Here is a 14,854-nt window from a genome sequence, read left to right as displayed (position 1 = left end):
GCTCCGGAGACTCAAGGCGGTGACACCGGCGCGACGATGCCGACATTCCAGTTCCACGGGGTGTCGCCCGCGGCCCGACGGCGACGGACGACCTCCTCGTGCAGTTCGTACATGCCGGGCATCAGTCGAACCTTCGGCTGCGGCGCGTCCTCGAAGGCCATGTAGGCGCGGGCCTCGCCATAAGGCCGCCAAGCCGGCTGGCGCGCCGCCACCGGAGCGCCGCCCTTCACAAAGGCGGCCCAGTAGCCCTGGATCGCCTCGTCCAGCCTGGTCTCGAGGCTCGAGGTCGGCGCCTTGGGCCAGCCGGGTGGGGTCTTGTCCCGGCTTCCGAACACATAGGGGATCTCGGCGGCGTGAAACGCGTGCAGGTCCATGCCCCGCGCCGCCGGCCAACCGTGGTCGAACAGGTATAGGAAGGACGGCTTGCCCGCTGCGGTCTGCTTGGCCGCCAGGCGCTCGGCGGTCCAGCCATAGATCGCGTCCCGGGGCGTGGCGAGGATGCTCTCGCCGAGATCGCTGGACGGATAGAGCCGCAGGAACGCATCGGCCAGGGTCCCGTATCGCTGCCGGATCGCGGCCTCGTAGGTCGCAGGGCTGGACGGCTTCGGCGGGGCCAGGAACCTGAGCGAGCGGATCTCGCCGGAATTGAAGCCCGCGAGGACAGGCACGGGCGCCTGCTCGCCGCGGTCGAACACCTCGACGAGCTGGCGGGGCAGCACCTTGCCGTCGATGGTTCCGAAGGATGCGAAGCCGGCCTTGGGCGCCCTTTCGGCGAGCGCGCCCGCATCCATGGCCCGCAGGCCGGCGAGGCCCTCGACGCCCAGGCGCTTGGCCAACGTCCGCCCTCTCGTTTCGGCGGACTCCTCGCCGAACCGCCGGACGTTCATCTCCGGCGTCGAAATCATGTAGCCGCTCTGCAGGATCGCCCGCTGGAACAGGCCCCGCGCCAGGGGCGACGCCATCAGGTACATGACGCTGAGCGCGCCGGCCGACTCGCCCGCCACCGTCATGCTCGAAGGGTCGCCGCCGAAGGCCGCGATGTTGCGCTTCACCCAGGCGAGGGCGGCGATCTGGTCCAGCAGGCCGTAGTTGCCCGACACCCCGTCCGGCGACTGCGCGCTGAGCTCGGGGTGGGCGAGGTAGCCCAGCACTCCGAGGCGGTAGTTGATCGACACCACCACGATCCCGCGGCGAGCCAGGGCCGCCCCATCGTACATGCTCTCGCGGCTTGATCCCGTGACCAGGGAACCCCCGTGGATCCAGACCATCACCGGGGCGGCCATTGCATTCGCCGGCGCCCAGATGTTCAGGGTCAGGCAGTCTTCGCTGAGCTGCGGAAGTTCGCTGGCGTAGATGCCGCCCGGCGGCATCCGGGGCTGCAGGCAGGCCGGGCCGAACGCGCTCGCCTCGCGCACGCCGGGCCAGGGCGCCAGGGGCGTCGGCGGCTGCCAGCGCAAAGGCCCTACGGGCGGAGCGGCGTAGGGCAAGCCCCGGTAGATATTGAGATCGCGGGCCCCCTCCCCCCGCACGGCGCCGGCGGGCGCCTGGACGACCGGCGCCGGCCGGGCCGTGGCCGGCTGCGTTCCCAGCGTCAGGGCCATGATGGCGAGAAGCCACATCCTCATGCCCGCGCCCCTTCCCGCTTCAGCACCCGGGCCAGGGCCACGAACAGCCCGATGGCGAGCAGGTAAAATGGGGTGAGCGCGTAGAAGGCGAGCTGCAGGGAGTTCTCGGGGTGGCTCGCTCGCATGGCGTCGCTGACCGCGCCGACGAAGGTCGGCCCGACGCCCATGCCAATCAGGTTCATCACCAACAGCAACAGGGCGCCGGAAAGCACCCGCCGGGCGGGCACCACCGTCTCCTGCACCAGGGCCACGGCCGAGGAGAGGTAGAAGTAGTTGAGGAAGGTCGGGCCGAGCAGGAACACCAGGGCGAGCGGCCAGCTCGACGCCCACACGAACCCGAGATAGGGCAGGATGGCCAAAGCCAGGGTCAGCGCTGGAACTAGGGCGTAGGCCGACCTGGAGCGCCGAGTGAACCTGTCGATCACCCGGCCCGATACCGCGATCCCCCCACCCATCCCGACGGCCACCACCAGGGCGTACCAGAGGGAGACATCGGGCAAGGTCATGCCCTTCTCGCGCATCAGGAACAGGGTCGTGAAGTTGCCCGCGCCATAGGTGACGATCTGGGTCGCGGCGCTGGCCAGGGCCACCAGCGCCAGGGCCGGGGTCGAGAAGAAGAACCGCACCGTCGGCCAGAACGCCGGCGCGCCGGCGTCTGCGCGTTCGCGCCCTTGGGCGGGCGCGGGGTCGAGGCCGCCGCGCACCGGTTCCTTCACGCCCAATAGGGTCGCCAGGGCCGCGACGAGGCCCACGGCGCCGAGGATAAGGAAGGCCGCCCGCCAGCTATAGGCCGCCGCGATGGCCGCCCCGAAGGCGACCCCCAGGGCCTGGCCGATGGGCGGGCCGAGGTTGAACAGGCTCAGCGCCGTGCCGCGGCGGCCCGGCGGGAAGTAGTCGGAGATGATGGCGTAGGAAGGCGGCACCCCGCCAGCCTCCCCCACCCCCACCGTCATTCGCGCCAGGACGAGCTGCGGATAGTTGGTCGACAGCCCGCAGGCCATGGTCGCCGCGCTCCACAAACCGCAGGCCGTGGCCAGGACGCGCACCCGGTTCGTCCGGTCGGCCAGCCAGCCGACCGGGATCGAGATCAGGCAGTAGAAGAGCGCGAAATAGAGGCCGCTGATCAGGCCCAGTTGACCGTCCGAGACCCCTAGCTCGTCCTGGATCGGCTTGGCCAGGATCGATAGGAGCTGCCGGTCCAGGAAGTTGAGCACATAGACGAAGCAGAGGATTCCCAGGGTGACCCAGGCGCCCTTGGCCGGCCGCGCCAGAGGCGCGGCCGGGTGGGTCCCGGCGGGAAGCAGGGGCTCGGACGCAGCCGCCATGACCTAGAATTCGTAGCCGACACGCACGCCGATGGTGCGCGGCCGCTGCACGGCGAAGCGGTTGGCCACGAAGGCCTCCGGGTGCACGTAGTTGATCTTGCGGCTTTCGAAGAGGTTCTCGACATAGGCCCCCAGGGTCAGCCGGTCGATGGCGACGGCGAAGGTCGCGTTCACGTTGGTATAGGCCTCGGTCCAGGCGTAGGTCGGGCTGATCGCCGTGGGCCGGCCCGGCACGTTGGGGAACGAACCGGGATATTTGCCGACCCTCTGGACCGTCGCCGACAGGTTGGCGCGGGCCTCCGGCGTGAGGTCCCAGCCGTAGTTGAAATAGGCCGCGGCCTGGTACTTCGGCGCGGCCAGCCGCACGCCCTCGACGGCGCCGGAAATGGCCGCCTCCGCCGCCGAGAGCTTCGTGACCTTGGCGTCGATCAGGGAGCCGTTGATCCCTACCGTCAGGCCCTCGGTCGGGAAGGCCATGACCTCGAACTCCAGCCCCTTGCTGACCGCCTTGCCGATGTTGGTGGCGAACTGCACCGAGTCCGACACGCGGTTGGCCTGGACCTGGATGTTCTTCCAGTCGATCCAATAGGCGGCGAGGTTGGCGGCGAGGCGGCCGTCCAGCCAGCGGCCCTTCAGGCCGATCTCGTAGTTGGTCAGGTCGTCGGAATCCGCGCCGAACGGGATGATGATGTCGGCGGGGTTCACGACGCTGACCCGGCCCGCGAAGGCGTTGATCACCGGTGTGCGGAAACCGGTCGAGACCGTGGCGTAGGTCGTCATGGTGGACACCGGCCGATAGGAGAGGCTGAGCTTCCAGGAGGGGCCGGTCTCCTTGGCCTTCACCCCCGTGGCGGGCGCCACCTGGGTTATGGTCAGCGGACCCCGGTAGGCGGGGGTCAGGGCGGCGGCGAGGTAGTTGCTCGTATAGCCACCCTCGACGAACGACTGGGCCTCGAAGCCGCCGTAGCGCATGCCGGCCGTCAGCCACAGCTCGTCGCTGAACCGGTAGGTCAGCTCGCCGAAGCCGGCCAGTTCCTGCGAGTTCGTGTGGTTCTGCTGGCGCTGGTAGTACTCGTCCGCCAGGCCGGTGAAGCCGCGCAGGGCGAGGTAGTCGGGCCGCGAGCGATAGTTGTAGTCAACGTCCAGCCGGCGGTCGAGGTAGAAGCCGCCGACCACCCAGTCCCACTTGCCGCCGGCGTCCGAGGCCAGCCGCACCTCCTCCACGAAGGTGTCCATATAGGCCAGCGCATCCAGGCCGAAGGCGATGCCGCTGGTCCCGAAGGTGCCGGCCAGGTCGACGAAGAACAGCTGATCGAACTCGGAATAGGTCGAGGAGCTGGTGAACTTCGCGCCATTGAGCTGGTAGTCGATGGTGGCGTTGTAGCTGGTGAGCTTGCCCTGGAAGAGATCGGGCCGGTCGGAGACCCGGATATCGCGGCCCAGCCTCGGATTGACGAGCGAGGCGTCCTCCGGCTCGCTCTGCTCGCGGGAGACCAGGAGCTTCACTGAGAGTTGGTCGGTCGGCTCCCAAAGCAGGCTCGCCCGGCCGCCCCAGGCCTTGAGCGTGTTGGAATTCTTGATCCGCGTTCCAAGGTTGTCGAGATAGCCTTCCTCGTCGCGGTAGAAGCCCACGAGGCGCAGGGCCAGCTTGTCCTCCACCAGGGGGATATTGATCATCCCGTTGTAGCGCTGGCGCAGGGAGTCCGAGCCGGTCATGGCGAGGTCGCCCAGCACCGAGGCCTCGAAGCCCGAAGCATCGGGTTTCTTGGTCAGGATGCGTAGAGCGCCCGAAAGCGAACCGGAGCCGAACAGCGTGCCCTGCGGCCCGCGCAGGAATTCCACCCGCTCCACGTCGAACAGGTTCGGATCGAGGACCGTCGTGTTGCCGATGGTCGAGATCGGCAGCTCGTCGATATAGACCGCCACCGTGCTCTGCAGGTTCGCGCCGTAACCGTTGGTGGCGATGCCGCGGGCGGTGAAGTTGTTGAAGTTGGCGCTGGCGCGGTTCAGCACGACGCCCGGGGTCTGCTGGGCCAGGCCCTCGTAGCCGACGATGCCCTTGGAGGTCAGCTCTTCCTGCGAATAGGCGGTGATGCTGATCGGCACGTCCTGCAGCCGCTCTTCGCGGCGGGTCGCGGTGACGATGACTTCACCCACGCTCGTCGGCTCAGCGGCCGTACGGTCCGGCGCGGCGGTCTGGGCCAGCGCCGGCGAGGCGATCACGGCTAGGGTCGCGGCGCAAACCGACGCAAGTAGAAGCGGCTTCATAGTCAGATCCTCCCCCAATCAGCGCCGATCATTCGTGCCGGGCTGTGGTGCGGACGATGCGACGCCAACGACCAACCTGTCAACACTCACTCTCACGAGTGTGAATATCTGAGGTATGCGAACTGCGAGCGGTGGTCTCCGACGATGTCGGCGCCCTGAACGATGTCGGGCGCGGAGCGCGCCACCGCCCTGATCGACGCCGATCCCGACATCCCCAGCACCGATCGCTATCGCCGCCGCTTCGGGACCCTGGCCGACGTCTACGCCCCTAGGGTCAGGCGACCAGGGCGTCGTGCCAACGCCGTTCGAGGATGACCCGCCAGCCGCGATCAAATACGATGGCGCAACCAGCCCGTCGCGCGGCCCGTCGCGCGGCGAGCGAGGTCCGCAGAGGTGAGATGAGCAAGCGCGCCGCGCAACCCGCCGAGACGTCTGTCGTCCAGCTCGGCGCTCGAACCACGCCCTCCCAGACCCGCGCCCGCAACACCCTCGAGGCCGTGCTGTCCACGGCGGGGGACCTGCTGGGCGAGGTGGGATTCGAGCGCCTGACGACGAACCTCGTCTGCGAGCGCGCGGGCATGACGCCGCCGGCGCTCTATCGCTACTTCCCCAACAAATACGCCATCCTGAGCGAGCTGGCCCGGCGGCTGATGGACGCCCAGGACGAGGCGGTGTTCGCCTGGGTCCGGAACGGCGGGCTCCAGGCCGCCAGCCTGGAGACGGCTGTCGAGAAGAACCGCCGCCTGCAGCAGCAGGTGAACGAGATCACCCGTCAGATCCCGGGCGGGATCTGGATCATGCGCGCGCTGCGCGCGGTCCCGTTACTGCGCGACATCCGCATCGCCTCGCGCGACAAGGTCGCCAGGCACATCAGCGAGCGACTAACCGAGACCTATCCCAATGTGCCGGAGAGCGAGCTGTTCCGCGCCGCGCGGCTGACCACCGAAGTTGCGTACGCCGCGACCGAGATGGTGCTGGAGGAGCCGGCCCTGGACGAGGCGCGGATCAACGAGGACGTCTGCTGGATGGTGGCCATGCACTACAAGCGCCTCGCCGATCGGTATGCGCAGAGCCGCTAGAACGTCTCGGCCACCGGGTCCCGGCGGGCCATGACCGCCACGACGGCGACGATCAGCGCCAGGGCGGCCGCCAGGCACGCCGCGGCGAATTTCATCGCCGCACCGACGTCGGTATCGCCCACAAGCAGCGAGGCGGCCAACGGGCCGGCGCTGCTGCCCAGGAGCTGGGCGGTCCCCAACTGCATCGCCGCGCGGCGGGAAGGATCGATGCCGATCAGCAGCGCCGTGTGGAATGGCAAAACGAACAGCCACAGGAACCCGAACACCGCCACCAGCCCGATGAACAGAATCCCGGACGGATAGGCGGACAGGGCGGTCACAAGGCCAAGATTGATGACGCCCGCGCCTATGAGGACATGGCTGGCCTTCAGGCGCGCGCCGGCCACTGTCGCCGCGAGGCCGCCCAGCACCTGCATCGCCAGGGCCGCCGCCACCGCGTCATGCGCCTGTCCAGGATCGAGGCCGGCCGCCGCGGCGAGCGGCTCGAGATAGACCCAGATGGCGACGATGAAGGCCATGTAGAGGAACACGGCGGCGAGCCCCGCGCAGGCGAGCGGACTCAGCCGCCCGCCGCCGGCCTCGGACTTCGGCAAGGGCGCGAACTCGCGTGGTGCGGCGAGACCCGCCGCGGCCGCGGTGAGTGAGATCGCCGCCAACGCCACGAGGGCGCCGTCGACGCCCCACGACGCCATCACCATGCGCGGCAAGAGGGCCGCGAGCAGGAGCTGCGCGATTGTCTGCACCGTCACGAAGATTCCAGCCTGGCGCTCGGGCCGTGCGGAGCGGGCGATCATCCCCACCGCCGACCACAGCATCACGCCGGCGCACAGGCCCGTGACGCCGCGCAGCCCGATCAGGGCGGCGTCGGCCACCCAAAGTGTCGCGAGGTTGCACGCCGCGTGCCCCAGGCCGGCCAGCGCCAGCTTGGCTCGCAGGCCGGTCGGTTTCAGCACCGCCGCGGCGACCCCGCAAGCGAGGCCCAGGGCCAGCAGCTCGGCGGTCGCAGCGAGCCCGATACCCGACGCCGACAGCCGGCCGGCCTCGGCCAGCCCGCCCAGCACCAGCGGCTGGAGGCCCGCGATCAAGAGGGAGACGACGCCGATGTAGAGGATCGGCAGGTCGAGTGGCTGCGGCTCGGGGATGGCCTCGACCTCGCCGCTCATCGCGCCTGCCCGTATGACTGGAACCGGATCATGATCTCCGCCATCTGCGCGTCCGAGAGAAGGTTCGGCCCGCCGATCGCCAGGCAGCCCCAATAGACGGCCGCCTGCTCCTCGATCTCCTCGGCGATGAGCAACGCCCGGCCCAGGCTTGGCGCGACGGCGATCTGGCCGTGGTTGGCCATCAGCGCGGCGTAGCGCCCGTCCAGGGCGGCCACCACCGCATCCGCAAGCGCCTCGGATCCGAAGCTGGCGTAGGGCGCGACCGGCACGCTGGCGCCGCCGCTGACGCCGACCATGTAGTGGACCGCCGGGATCGGGCGACCGGCGCAGGCCAGGATGGTCGCGTGGCGCGAATGGCAGTGCACCACGCCGCCTACGTCGGACCGCCGGCGCAGGATCTGCATGTGCATCCGCCACTCGCTGGACGGCTTGAGCTGGCCGTCCGGAATGCTGTCGTCGCCCCCGACGAACACCATCGCTTCGGGGGTCAGGCGCTCGGGCGGTACGCCGCTCGGCGTCACCAGCATGCCGTCGCCCAGGCGGGCGGAGACATTGCCCGAAGTGCCCCGGTTCAGGCCCCGCGCCTCCATGGCCCGCATGACCTCCACCATGCGGCTGCGGAGCGCGCCTTCCTCGATGTTCGACATCAGCCGGGATCCTTCAGCGTCATGGTGTTCATGGCGTCGAGCACGCCGTCGTAGCTCTGCAGCTTGCCCAGCGTCGCCAGCCCCTGGGCCACCAGCGCGGCCACGGCCGTGGCGAAGCGGCAGGCGTCGAGGGGCGCAAGGCCACGATCCAGGCCGGCGATGAAGCCCGCGCAATAGGAGTCGCCGCAGCTCGTGGTGTCCACCGGCGTGATGTCGTAGGCGCCCAGCGCGGCCCGTTCCCGTCCCAGGGCGGCGTACGAGCCGGCGCCGCCGTTCTTGATGATCACGGCGCCGGCGCCGAGGCCAAGGAAGAAATCCGCGGCCGCGTCGAGGGTGTCGGTCTTCGAAAGCGCGAGAGCCTCGCTGGCGCTGGGCATGAAATAGTCGACATACGGCAGCAGCCGCTCCAGTTCGGCCAGGGCCGTGGGCTGGGGCGAGATGAGGTCGCAAGTCACCGTCGCACCGCCGGCTTTCGCCGCCTGAACCACCGAAAGCCCCGCGCCGCCGTCCAGGCGCGGCCCGCCGATCCCGGCATAGTGCAGGAAGGCCGCCTGCCCCGCCGCCGCGATCACCGCTTCGCCCGTCGGCGCGAACAGACCCGCCCCCAGGGCGTGGAAGTTGGGCCGCCGCCCGTTCGAGTCGATGGTCAGGACGGTGGCCGAGGTGGGGAGATTTTCCATCACCTCCACGAGGCGCGTGTCGATCCCTTGCTCCTCAAGGCCCAGGCGCACCACGCGGCCCATGAAGTCGCCGCCCACGCTGCCAGCCAGGCGCGTCTTCACGCCCAGGCAAGCCGCGACCATGGCGGCGCCGGCCGCCGTGCCGGCGGGCGCGATCGCGATGCCCTCGATGATCCGCGTGCCCTCGCGCGTGGGCAGGGCGTCGATCGGCCTCGCCACGATGTCGAGCGTCGTCAGCCCGATGCAGAGAAGACCCTCACCCATGTTCCGCCCTCCGAAGCGCGGTTGATTTGTATCTGCTCCGCGATAAGATAGTCAAAGCTATCTTTTTGCATCGAGGGCGCAGCCATGACCTGGACCAACAGCAAGAACCGGGCGCTGGCCGAGCGGGCCCAGGCGGTCATTCCCATGGGCATGTACGGCCACCAGTCGGTGCTGCTGCTGCCCGACGACTATCCCCAGTTCTTCGCCCGCGCGGAAGGCGCGCATCTCTGGGACGTGGACGGCAACCGCTATCTCGACTTCCTGTGCGGCTACGGCCCCAACCTGTTCGGCTACGGTGACAAGGAGATCGACGACGCCTACGCCGAGCGGATGCGCCAAGGCGACACCATGACCGGCCCGGGCGAGGCCATGGTCGAACTGGCCGAGGCGATGGTGGGCATGGTCGACCACGCCGACTGGGCGATGTTCTGCAAGAACGGCACCGACGCCACCACCATGGCGATGATGATCGCCCGCAACCACACCCGCCGGAACACGATCGTCCTGGCGCGGGGCGCCTATCACGGCGCCGCGCCCTGGTGCACGCCGCTGAAGCGGGGGGTCGCGCCCGGCGACCGGCAGCATCAGGTGTTCTACGACTACAACGACGTCGAGAGCCTCGAGGCGGCCGTGCGCGAGGCCGGCGACGACCTCGCCGCCATCTTCGCCTCGCCCATCAAGCACGACACCTTCGTCGACCAGGAACTGCCGGATCCGGCCTATGCCCGCCGCGCCCGCGAGCTGTGCGACGAGCACGGCGCCCTCCTCATCGTCGACGACGTCCGCGCCGGCTTCCGACTAGCGCGCGACTCAAGCTGGTCGCTGGTCGGTGTGAAGCCGGACCTGTCGAGCTGGGGCAAGGCGATCGCCAACGGCCACCCGATCTCGGCCCTGCTGGGCGCCGACGTCGCCCGGATGGCGGCCTCGACCATCTACGCCACCGGTTCGTTCTGGTTCTCGGCCGCGCCCATGGCGGCGGCGCTCAAGACGCTCCAACGGATCCGCGACACCGACTACCTCGAACGCACCCAGGCCCTGGGCCATCGCCTGCGCGACGGCCTGGAAGAAAGCGCCGGCCGCAACGGTTTCGCCCTGCGCCAGACCGGTCCGGCCGAGCTGCCGCTGATCATGATCGACGACGATCCCACCTTGGCCAAGGGCTACTTCTGGAGCCAGGCGCTGATCAAGCGCGGCGTCTACGTCCACCCCTGGCACAACATGTTCATCTGCGCGGCCATGACCGACGCCGACATCGACTTCGCCGTCGAGGCCGCCGATGACGCCTTCAAGCTGCTCAAGACCGCCGGCCCGCTGGAGCCGCCGGCGAAGCTGAGCTTCATGAACCAGATGCTGGAGCACTAGGCGCGCCCGGCCGGCTCACGCCGAAGCGGCGCAGGACGTTGTGGGTGATCTTCTCGACGAACGGATTCCGCGCGCCCAGGCCATGGGCCCATTCAGTCGTGCCGGAATTGAAGACTTCGCCCCTCCCCCGCTTGAAGCTGGCCAGAACCGCATGGCCGCGCAGGACCTTGGCCTGGGCTTCCGGGCTGCTGTCGCCGAAGATCACATCGGCGACCACGTCCAGCTTCTCGGGCGGTATGATAGGGTTGTAGCCGCGGCCGGGCTCCTCGCCGAAGGCGCACGGCGCGACGCCGATGATCTCCAGGTTCTCCGGCACGCCCAGCATCGGGACCGCCTTTGGCAGGCCGTCGTCCCCGAAGTTGAAGCGGCAGCCGTCGCTCTCGTAGCCGATCAGCGGCAGGTCGCCGCCGATCACGTCGCCATAGAAGAGGTCCGAGCCCTCCAGCGCCCAGTGCCTGTCGTCATAGACGGTGAAGCCGCCCTGCCCGCGCGAAACGCACATGCCGAGCCGATGGTAGCCGGCGAAGAGGAAGCTCAGGCCCGTGATCTGCGCCTCGGGCCGATTGAACGCCGGATGGGACCACAGGTGGGTCGCCTGTTCGGGGGCCACCTCCTCGGCCTCGAAACCCTTCCACTTGTGGCAAACGTAGGTCTTGCCGTCGTTCTCCCAGCGCACCTTCCAGAAGCAGCTGTTGCCCGAGAGGATCGCGGCCTTGCCGCCGGCGTCGACGAAGCGCTCGACCTGATCGCGCTGCCCACCCGACCAGTATTCGCTGTGGCCGACGAACAGCACAGCCTCATAGCCGGCGAGGAGGTCGGGCTCGGCCTCGAGGTCGTAGTCGGTGGCGAAGTCGAGCGCATAGCCTTCCGCCTCCGCCCAGGCGACGAAGATGTGCTCCCACTTATACAGGAAGCCGGCCGAGCCGTCGTAGGGCGAGGCGCGGTGCTCTCGCATCCACTGCGGATCGGCCGCCCAGGGCCGCTCCTGGAAGCCGCGCTGGCGCATGTTCACCAGGCGCGGCGCATCGGCCGGCGGGGCCACGATCAGCGGCGGGAACGGACGCTGGGTGGAGAGGACGCCGATCGCCTCGTCCATTGCCTGCGCCAACGGGACCTGGCCGCTCATCAGGCCGGTGACGTTGGAATAGGCGTTCGCCCCGCCCCAGTAGTTGTAGGACTGGTAGGTGTTGGTCGCGAGGACCATCAGCGCCGTCGAGCCGCGCACGGCCATCGGCGGCTTCACGCAAACGAAGTGATGCGCCGCCTCGCCGGCCGCGTCCGTCAGGACGATGTCGTAGTAGCCGGAGGCCCAGTCGGACCCGACCTCGACCTCCAGCGCCACTGGCCAGCCGCAGCCGTCCCGGTCGGCATTCGACGGAACCGGATGCGCGCCGACGGCCACGCCTTCCACCGCCAGCACCTCGTGGCGTTCGGCGCCCACCCGCGCGATGGAGAGCCGGCAGGGCCCGTTGTCGGCGCTGGCGTGCAGGTCGAAGCGCTCGCCGGGCCGGACGCTCAGACGGTCGGTGTAGCAGGCCAACATCAGGCTCACCCTTGGCATGGGACAAAAGAATAGTTTTTATTACCGTGTTCTAGCCGGCGGGCCATTTTTTCCAAATCCTCGGCCACCCTGCGCACCACGCGTCCACACAGACCATCCCGGCGCCGCAAATCCCGCCAACCGGCGCCGTGCGACAGCCTATCCCCGGGATGAGTCCTTCTTTCAATAGCTTTTACTATCGTATATGCGCTGTCGCAAACACGACACGATTAGGGGATGACCATGAGATCGATACTGTTCGCGGGCTGCGCGGCCTTGGCCCTGTCCACTGGAAGCGCCGTCGCGCAGGAGTCCGCGGAGGCCGTGTCCGTCGACGAGGTGGTCGTCACCGCGCAGAAGCGTAGCGAGAACCTGCAGGACGTCCCGGTCTCGGTGACCGCGTTCTCGGGCCAGAGCCTCACCGACCGCGGCGTCACCAACGTCATCGGCCTCAACAACCTGGCGCCCGGGCTGCGGGTGAGCAGCGGCGACGCGGCGGCCAACCCGAAGATCTTCATCCGCGGCGTGGGCCTGAGCGACTTCAATCCCAACTCCTCCAGCGGCGTCGGCATCTATGTCGACGGCGTCTATGTCAGCTCGCCGCTCGCCCAGATGGCCGGCTTCTTCGACATCGGCCAGATCGAGATCCTTCGCGGACCCCAAGGCACGCTCTACGGCCGCAACACCAACGGCGGCGCGGTCAACGTCACCACCAGGCGCCCGACCCAGGCCTTCACGGCGGAAGCGGCGGCGGAGTACGCGACCTACGACGCCGTGAACCTCACCGGCGCCGTCGGCGGCGGCGTCATCCCGGGCGTGCTGGCGGTGCGCGCCGCGGGCCAGCTCGTCGACGACGGCGGCTATGCCTACAACCGGGTCACCGGGAACGACCTCAACGAGACCCGCTACTGGGCGCTGCGCCTCTCGGCCCTCTACACGCCGACCGAGACCATCGAGGCGCTGTTCCAGGTGAACCGCTTCGCCAACCGCGGCGACGCCACCCAGCCGCAGCACCGCGCGCTGTTCCCGCTGACGCCGGGCGCCACGGGATCCGACGGCTTCTGCACGCCGGCCTTCTACGGCACGGCCCAGTGCAGCGACGCCTTCGGCTACGTCGACACGGACGGCGAAGACCGCGCTCTCGACGCCAACAGCGAAGGCAAGGACAAGATCGACCTCTTCGGCGCATCGGCCCACATCACGTGGGAGCTCGGTCCAGTGTCGCTGGTGTCCGTCACTGCCTGGTCCTGGGCTCACCGCAACGCCTTCGAGAACACCGACGCCAACCCGTACCAGATGCTGGAGATCAACTACCTGGCCCGGCAGCGGCAGTTCACCCAGGAGCTGCGCATGCAGTCGAACGATCCGGACGCGCGCCTCAAGTGGGTGCTGGGCGCCTACTACATGGACGAGACGGTGAAGGACGCCTCCACCCAGGACGTCCTGCGCGACCTGCGCCCGTTCTTCCCCGACGGCTTCAGCCTGGCCGACAGCGTGGCGGCGTTCAGCTATCCCTACACCCAGAGCACCAAGAGCTACGCCGCCTTCGGCCAAGCCGACTACCAGGTGACCGACCGGCTGACCGCGACGGTCGGCCTGCGCTATTCGGCCGACGACAAGAGCTTCGACTATCGCAGCCAGGCCGAGGGTGGCCTGATCGTCCTGCTCACCTCCCAGCAGGATAAGACCTTCTCCGCCTGGTCCGGCCGCCTGGGCCTGCGCTACGAGGTCTCCGACGATGTCGGCGTCTATGCGACCTACAACCGCGGCTTCAAGAGCGGCGGCTTCTTCGGCGGCCTCGCCACCACGCCCGAGGAGTTGATCCCCTACGACAACGAGACACTCGACGCCTTCGAGATCGGCCTGAAGTCCGAGCTCCTCGAGCGCCGCCTGCGCCTGAACCTCTCGGCCTTCTATTACGACTATCAGGACCAGCAGGTGTTCGCCCAGGCGCTGCGCAACGGCCTGACGGTCCTCGTCCTCGACAACGCCGCCAATTCAGAAGTCTATGGCGCCGAGATCGAAGCCACGGCGAAGATCACCCGCAACCTCTCGATCGACGCCGGCCTCGCATTGCTGGACGCCACCTACGGCGAGTACGTTTCCCAAGGCGACGACTTCAGCGGCAACCGCCTGCCCCAGTCACCGAAGCTCACTTTCAACATGGCGGCCAATTACAGCCATCCCCTGCCCGCCGGCGGCGAGCTGCTGGGGACGGTGGACGCGGCCTATTCGTCGAAGGTCTATTTCGACAACTCCAATGCGGACCGGCTCTCGCAGGACGGCGTCTGGGTCGTCGGCGCCCAGGCCGGCTGGCGCTCGACGGACGGGAGGATCGAGGCGGGCGTCTTCGCCCGCAACCTGTTCGACGAGACCTACGTGGTGTCGATCTCCAACATCGACAGCCTGGGCGAGGACCTGCTCAGCCTGAACCGGCCGCGCAGCCTCGGAGCCTTCCTGCGCTATCGCTACTGAGACTGCGCGGACGGCGGAGACGGCCAAGTCCACCGTTCTCCGCAACCGCCCCGTCGGCGGACCGTGCAGGGCGTCGCGCCGCCTGCGGTCCGGACCGCACCGCTCGCAACGCGCTGGATGCAGCCGCGCGTGCCTGCCGCTGCGCTTAGGGCTGGCGGGCGACCCCGGGCTCAGGCTCGAGGTCTGGCCGTGGCGCAACGTGACTAGGGCCCGCCATCCGACTGGCCTTCTCGTTTGCGCTCTAGTGCCGACGACTGGACTCCGCCCGTAGTGGCCGCGCAGCTCGAACGCCTTGCATTCGGTCTAGATGCCGCCCTTCGAGTCCTCTGCGCAGAGATACTTGCCGCTCGGGGCGCGCTCCAGGACGATCGGCAGGCGCCGCAGCTGGCACATGGCGTTGTCGTCGATCCAATCGTCGGGTCCCTC

Annotated in this window: 11 protein-coding genes; 4 read left to right on the top strand and 7 right to left on the bottom strand. The window is 68.9% G+C overall.

The genetic code is table 11. From position 1 onward, the window contains the following. Nucleotides 1–11: 11 nt before the first annotated feature. The 3 genes from V6M51_RS02565 to V6M51_RS02555 are packed head-to-tail and all read right to left on the bottom strand — an operon-like array spanning nucleotide 12 to nucleotide 5,218. Entirely contained in the window at nucleotides 12–1,625 is a 1,614-nt protein-coding gene (locus tag V6M51_RS02565; protein ID WP_332764370.1) for a carboxylesterase/lipase family protein, read from the bottom strand. After that, on the bottom strand, nucleotides 1,622–2,950 hold the full coding sequence (locus tag V6M51_RS02560) for a spinster family MFS transporter (RefSeq protein WP_332764368.1): 1,329 nt from the start codon (nucleotides 2,948–2,950) through the stop codon (nucleotides 1,622–1,624). The genes V6M51_RS02565 and V6M51_RS02560 overlap by 4 nt, the downstream gene beginning before the upstream one ends. Nucleotides 2,951–2,953: 3 nt before the next feature. Beyond that, nucleotides 2,954–5,218: a TonB-dependent receptor gene (locus V6M51_RS02555; RefSeq protein WP_332764367.1), complete on the bottom strand. Its 2,265-nt coding sequence runs from the start codon at nucleotides 5,216–5,218 to the stop codon at nucleotides 2,954–2,956. 162 nt (nucleotides 5,219–5,380) lie between these two features. Between V6M51_RS02555 and V6M51_RS02550 the strand changes: the two genes are divergently transcribed. Both V6M51_RS02550 and V6M51_RS02545 read left to right on the top strand, forming a co-directional pair. Then, on the top strand, nucleotides 5,381–5,533 hold the full coding sequence (locus tag V6M51_RS02550) for a hypothetical protein (RefSeq protein WP_332764366.1): 153 nt from the start codon (nucleotides 5,381–5,383) through the stop codon (nucleotides 5,531–5,533). A gap of 83 nt (nucleotides 5,534–5,616) precedes the next feature. Continuing rightward, entirely contained in the window at nucleotides 5,617–6,297 is a 681-nt protein-coding gene (locus V6M51_RS02545) for a TetR/AcrR family transcriptional regulator (protein WP_332764364.1), read from the top strand. Here V6M51_RS02545 and V6M51_RS02540 read toward each other — a convergent pair. From V6M51_RS02540 to V6M51_RS02530, 3 genes are read right to left on the bottom strand one after another with little or no spacing between them, the layout of a single operon-like run. Beyond that, complete coding sequence (locus V6M51_RS02540) at nucleotides 6,294–7,460, bottom strand: MFS transporter (RefSeq protein ID WP_332764362.1); 1,167 nt, start codon at nucleotides 7,458–7,460, stop codon at nucleotides 6,294–6,296. The genes V6M51_RS02545 and V6M51_RS02540 overlap by 4 nt on opposite strands. Beyond that, nucleotides 7,457–8,107, bottom strand: coding sequence for a class II aldolase/adducin family protein (locus V6M51_RS02535; RefSeq protein ID WP_332764361.1), 651 nt, complete (start codon nucleotides 8,105–8,107; stop codon nucleotides 7,457–7,459). Before V6M51_RS02535 ends, V6M51_RS02540 begins: the two co-directional genes overlap by 4 nt. Further along, a complete protein-coding gene (locus V6M51_RS02530) occupies nucleotides 8,107–9,051 on the bottom strand; it encodes a carbohydrate kinase family protein (protein ID WP_332764359.1) in 945 nt (314 codons plus the stop codon). The genes V6M51_RS02535 and V6M51_RS02530 overlap by 1 nt, the downstream gene beginning before the upstream one ends. Nucleotides 9,052–9,135: 84 nt before the next feature. Here V6M51_RS02530 and V6M51_RS02525 point away from each other — a divergent pair, with 84 nt between their 5' ends. After that, complete coding sequence (locus tag V6M51_RS02525; RefSeq protein WP_332764357.1) at nucleotides 9,136–10,413, top strand: aminotransferase class III-fold pyridoxal phosphate-dependent enzyme; 1,278 nt, start codon at nucleotides 9,136–9,138, stop codon at nucleotides 10,411–10,413. On the opposite strand, the gene V6M51_RS02520 is transcribed toward V6M51_RS02525, so the two are convergent. After that, nucleotides 10,388–11,956: a N,N-dimethylformamidase beta subunit family domain-containing protein gene (locus V6M51_RS02520; protein ID WP_332764350.1), complete on the bottom strand. Its 1,569-nt coding sequence runs from the start codon at nucleotides 11,954–11,956 to the stop codon at nucleotides 10,388–10,390. The two genes, V6M51_RS02525 and V6M51_RS02520, sit on opposite strands and share 26 nt — an antisense overlap. 240 nt (nucleotides 11,957–12,196) lie before the next feature. On the opposite strand from V6M51_RS02520, the gene V6M51_RS02515 reads away from it, so the two are divergent. Continuing rightward, nucleotides 12,197–14,428, top strand: a complete 2,232-nt coding sequence (locus V6M51_RS02515) for a TonB-dependent receptor (protein ID WP_332764348.1) — start codon at nucleotides 12,197–12,199, stop codon at nucleotides 14,426–14,428. Nucleotides 14,429–14,854 lie beyond the last annotated feature (426 nt).

Origin of the sequence: Phenylobacterium sp., assembly GCF_036677185.1 — a bacterium.
Classification (GTDB): Bacteria; Pseudomonadota; Alphaproteobacteria; order Caulobacterales; family Caulobacteraceae; genus Phenylobacterium.
The sequence above is the reverse complement of the archived record's forward strand: the minus strand, read 5'-3'. Positions and strand labels throughout refer to the sequence as shown.

What these genes read in the sequence shown, in the direction of transcription:
- V6M51_RS02565 (WP_332764370.1), bottom strand. Translation starts at nt 1,625, where the DNA reads ATGAGGATGTGGCTTCTCGCCATCATGGCCCTGACGCTGGGAACGCAG.
- V6M51_RS02560 (WP_332764368.1), bottom strand. Translation starts at nt 2,950, where the DNA reads ATGGCGGCTGCGTCCGAGCCCCTGCTTCCCGCCGGGACCCACCCGGCC.
- V6M51_RS02555 (WP_332764367.1), bottom strand. Translation starts at nt 5,218, where the DNA reads ATGAAGCCGCTTCTACTTGCGTCGGTTTGCGCCGCGACCCTAGCCGTG.
- V6M51_RS02550 (WP_332764366.1), top strand. Translation starts at nt 5,381, where the DNA reads ATGTCGGGCGCGGAGCGCGCCACCGCCCTGATCGACGCCGATCCCGAC.
- V6M51_RS02545 (WP_332764364.1), top strand. Translation starts at nt 5,617, where the DNA reads ATGAGCAAGCGCGCCGCGCAACCCGCCGAGACGTCTGTCGTCCAGCTC.
- V6M51_RS02540 (WP_332764362.1), bottom strand. Translation starts at nt 7,460, where the DNA reads ATGAGCGGCGAGGTCGAGGCCATCCCCGAGCCGCAGCCACTCGACCTG.
- V6M51_RS02535 (WP_332764361.1), bottom strand. Translation starts at nt 8,107, where the DNA reads ATGTCGAACATCGAGGAAGGCGCGCTCCGCAGCCGCATGGTGGAGGTC.
- V6M51_RS02530 (WP_332764359.1), bottom strand. Translation starts at nt 9,051, where the DNA reads ATGGGTGAGGGTCTTCTCTGCATCGGGCTGACGACGCTCGACATCGTG.
- V6M51_RS02525 (WP_332764357.1), top strand. Translation starts at nt 9,136, where the DNA reads ATGACCTGGACCAACAGCAAGAACCGGGCGCTGGCCGAGCGGGCCCAG.
- V6M51_RS02520 (WP_332764350.1), bottom strand. Translation starts at nt 11,956, where the DNA reads ATGTTGGCCTGCTACACCGACCGTCTGAGCGTCCGGCCCGGCGAGCGC.
- V6M51_RS02515 (WP_332764348.1), top strand. Translation starts at nt 12,197, where the DNA reads ATGAGATCGATACTGTTCGCGGGCTGCGCGGCCTTGGCCCTGTCCACT.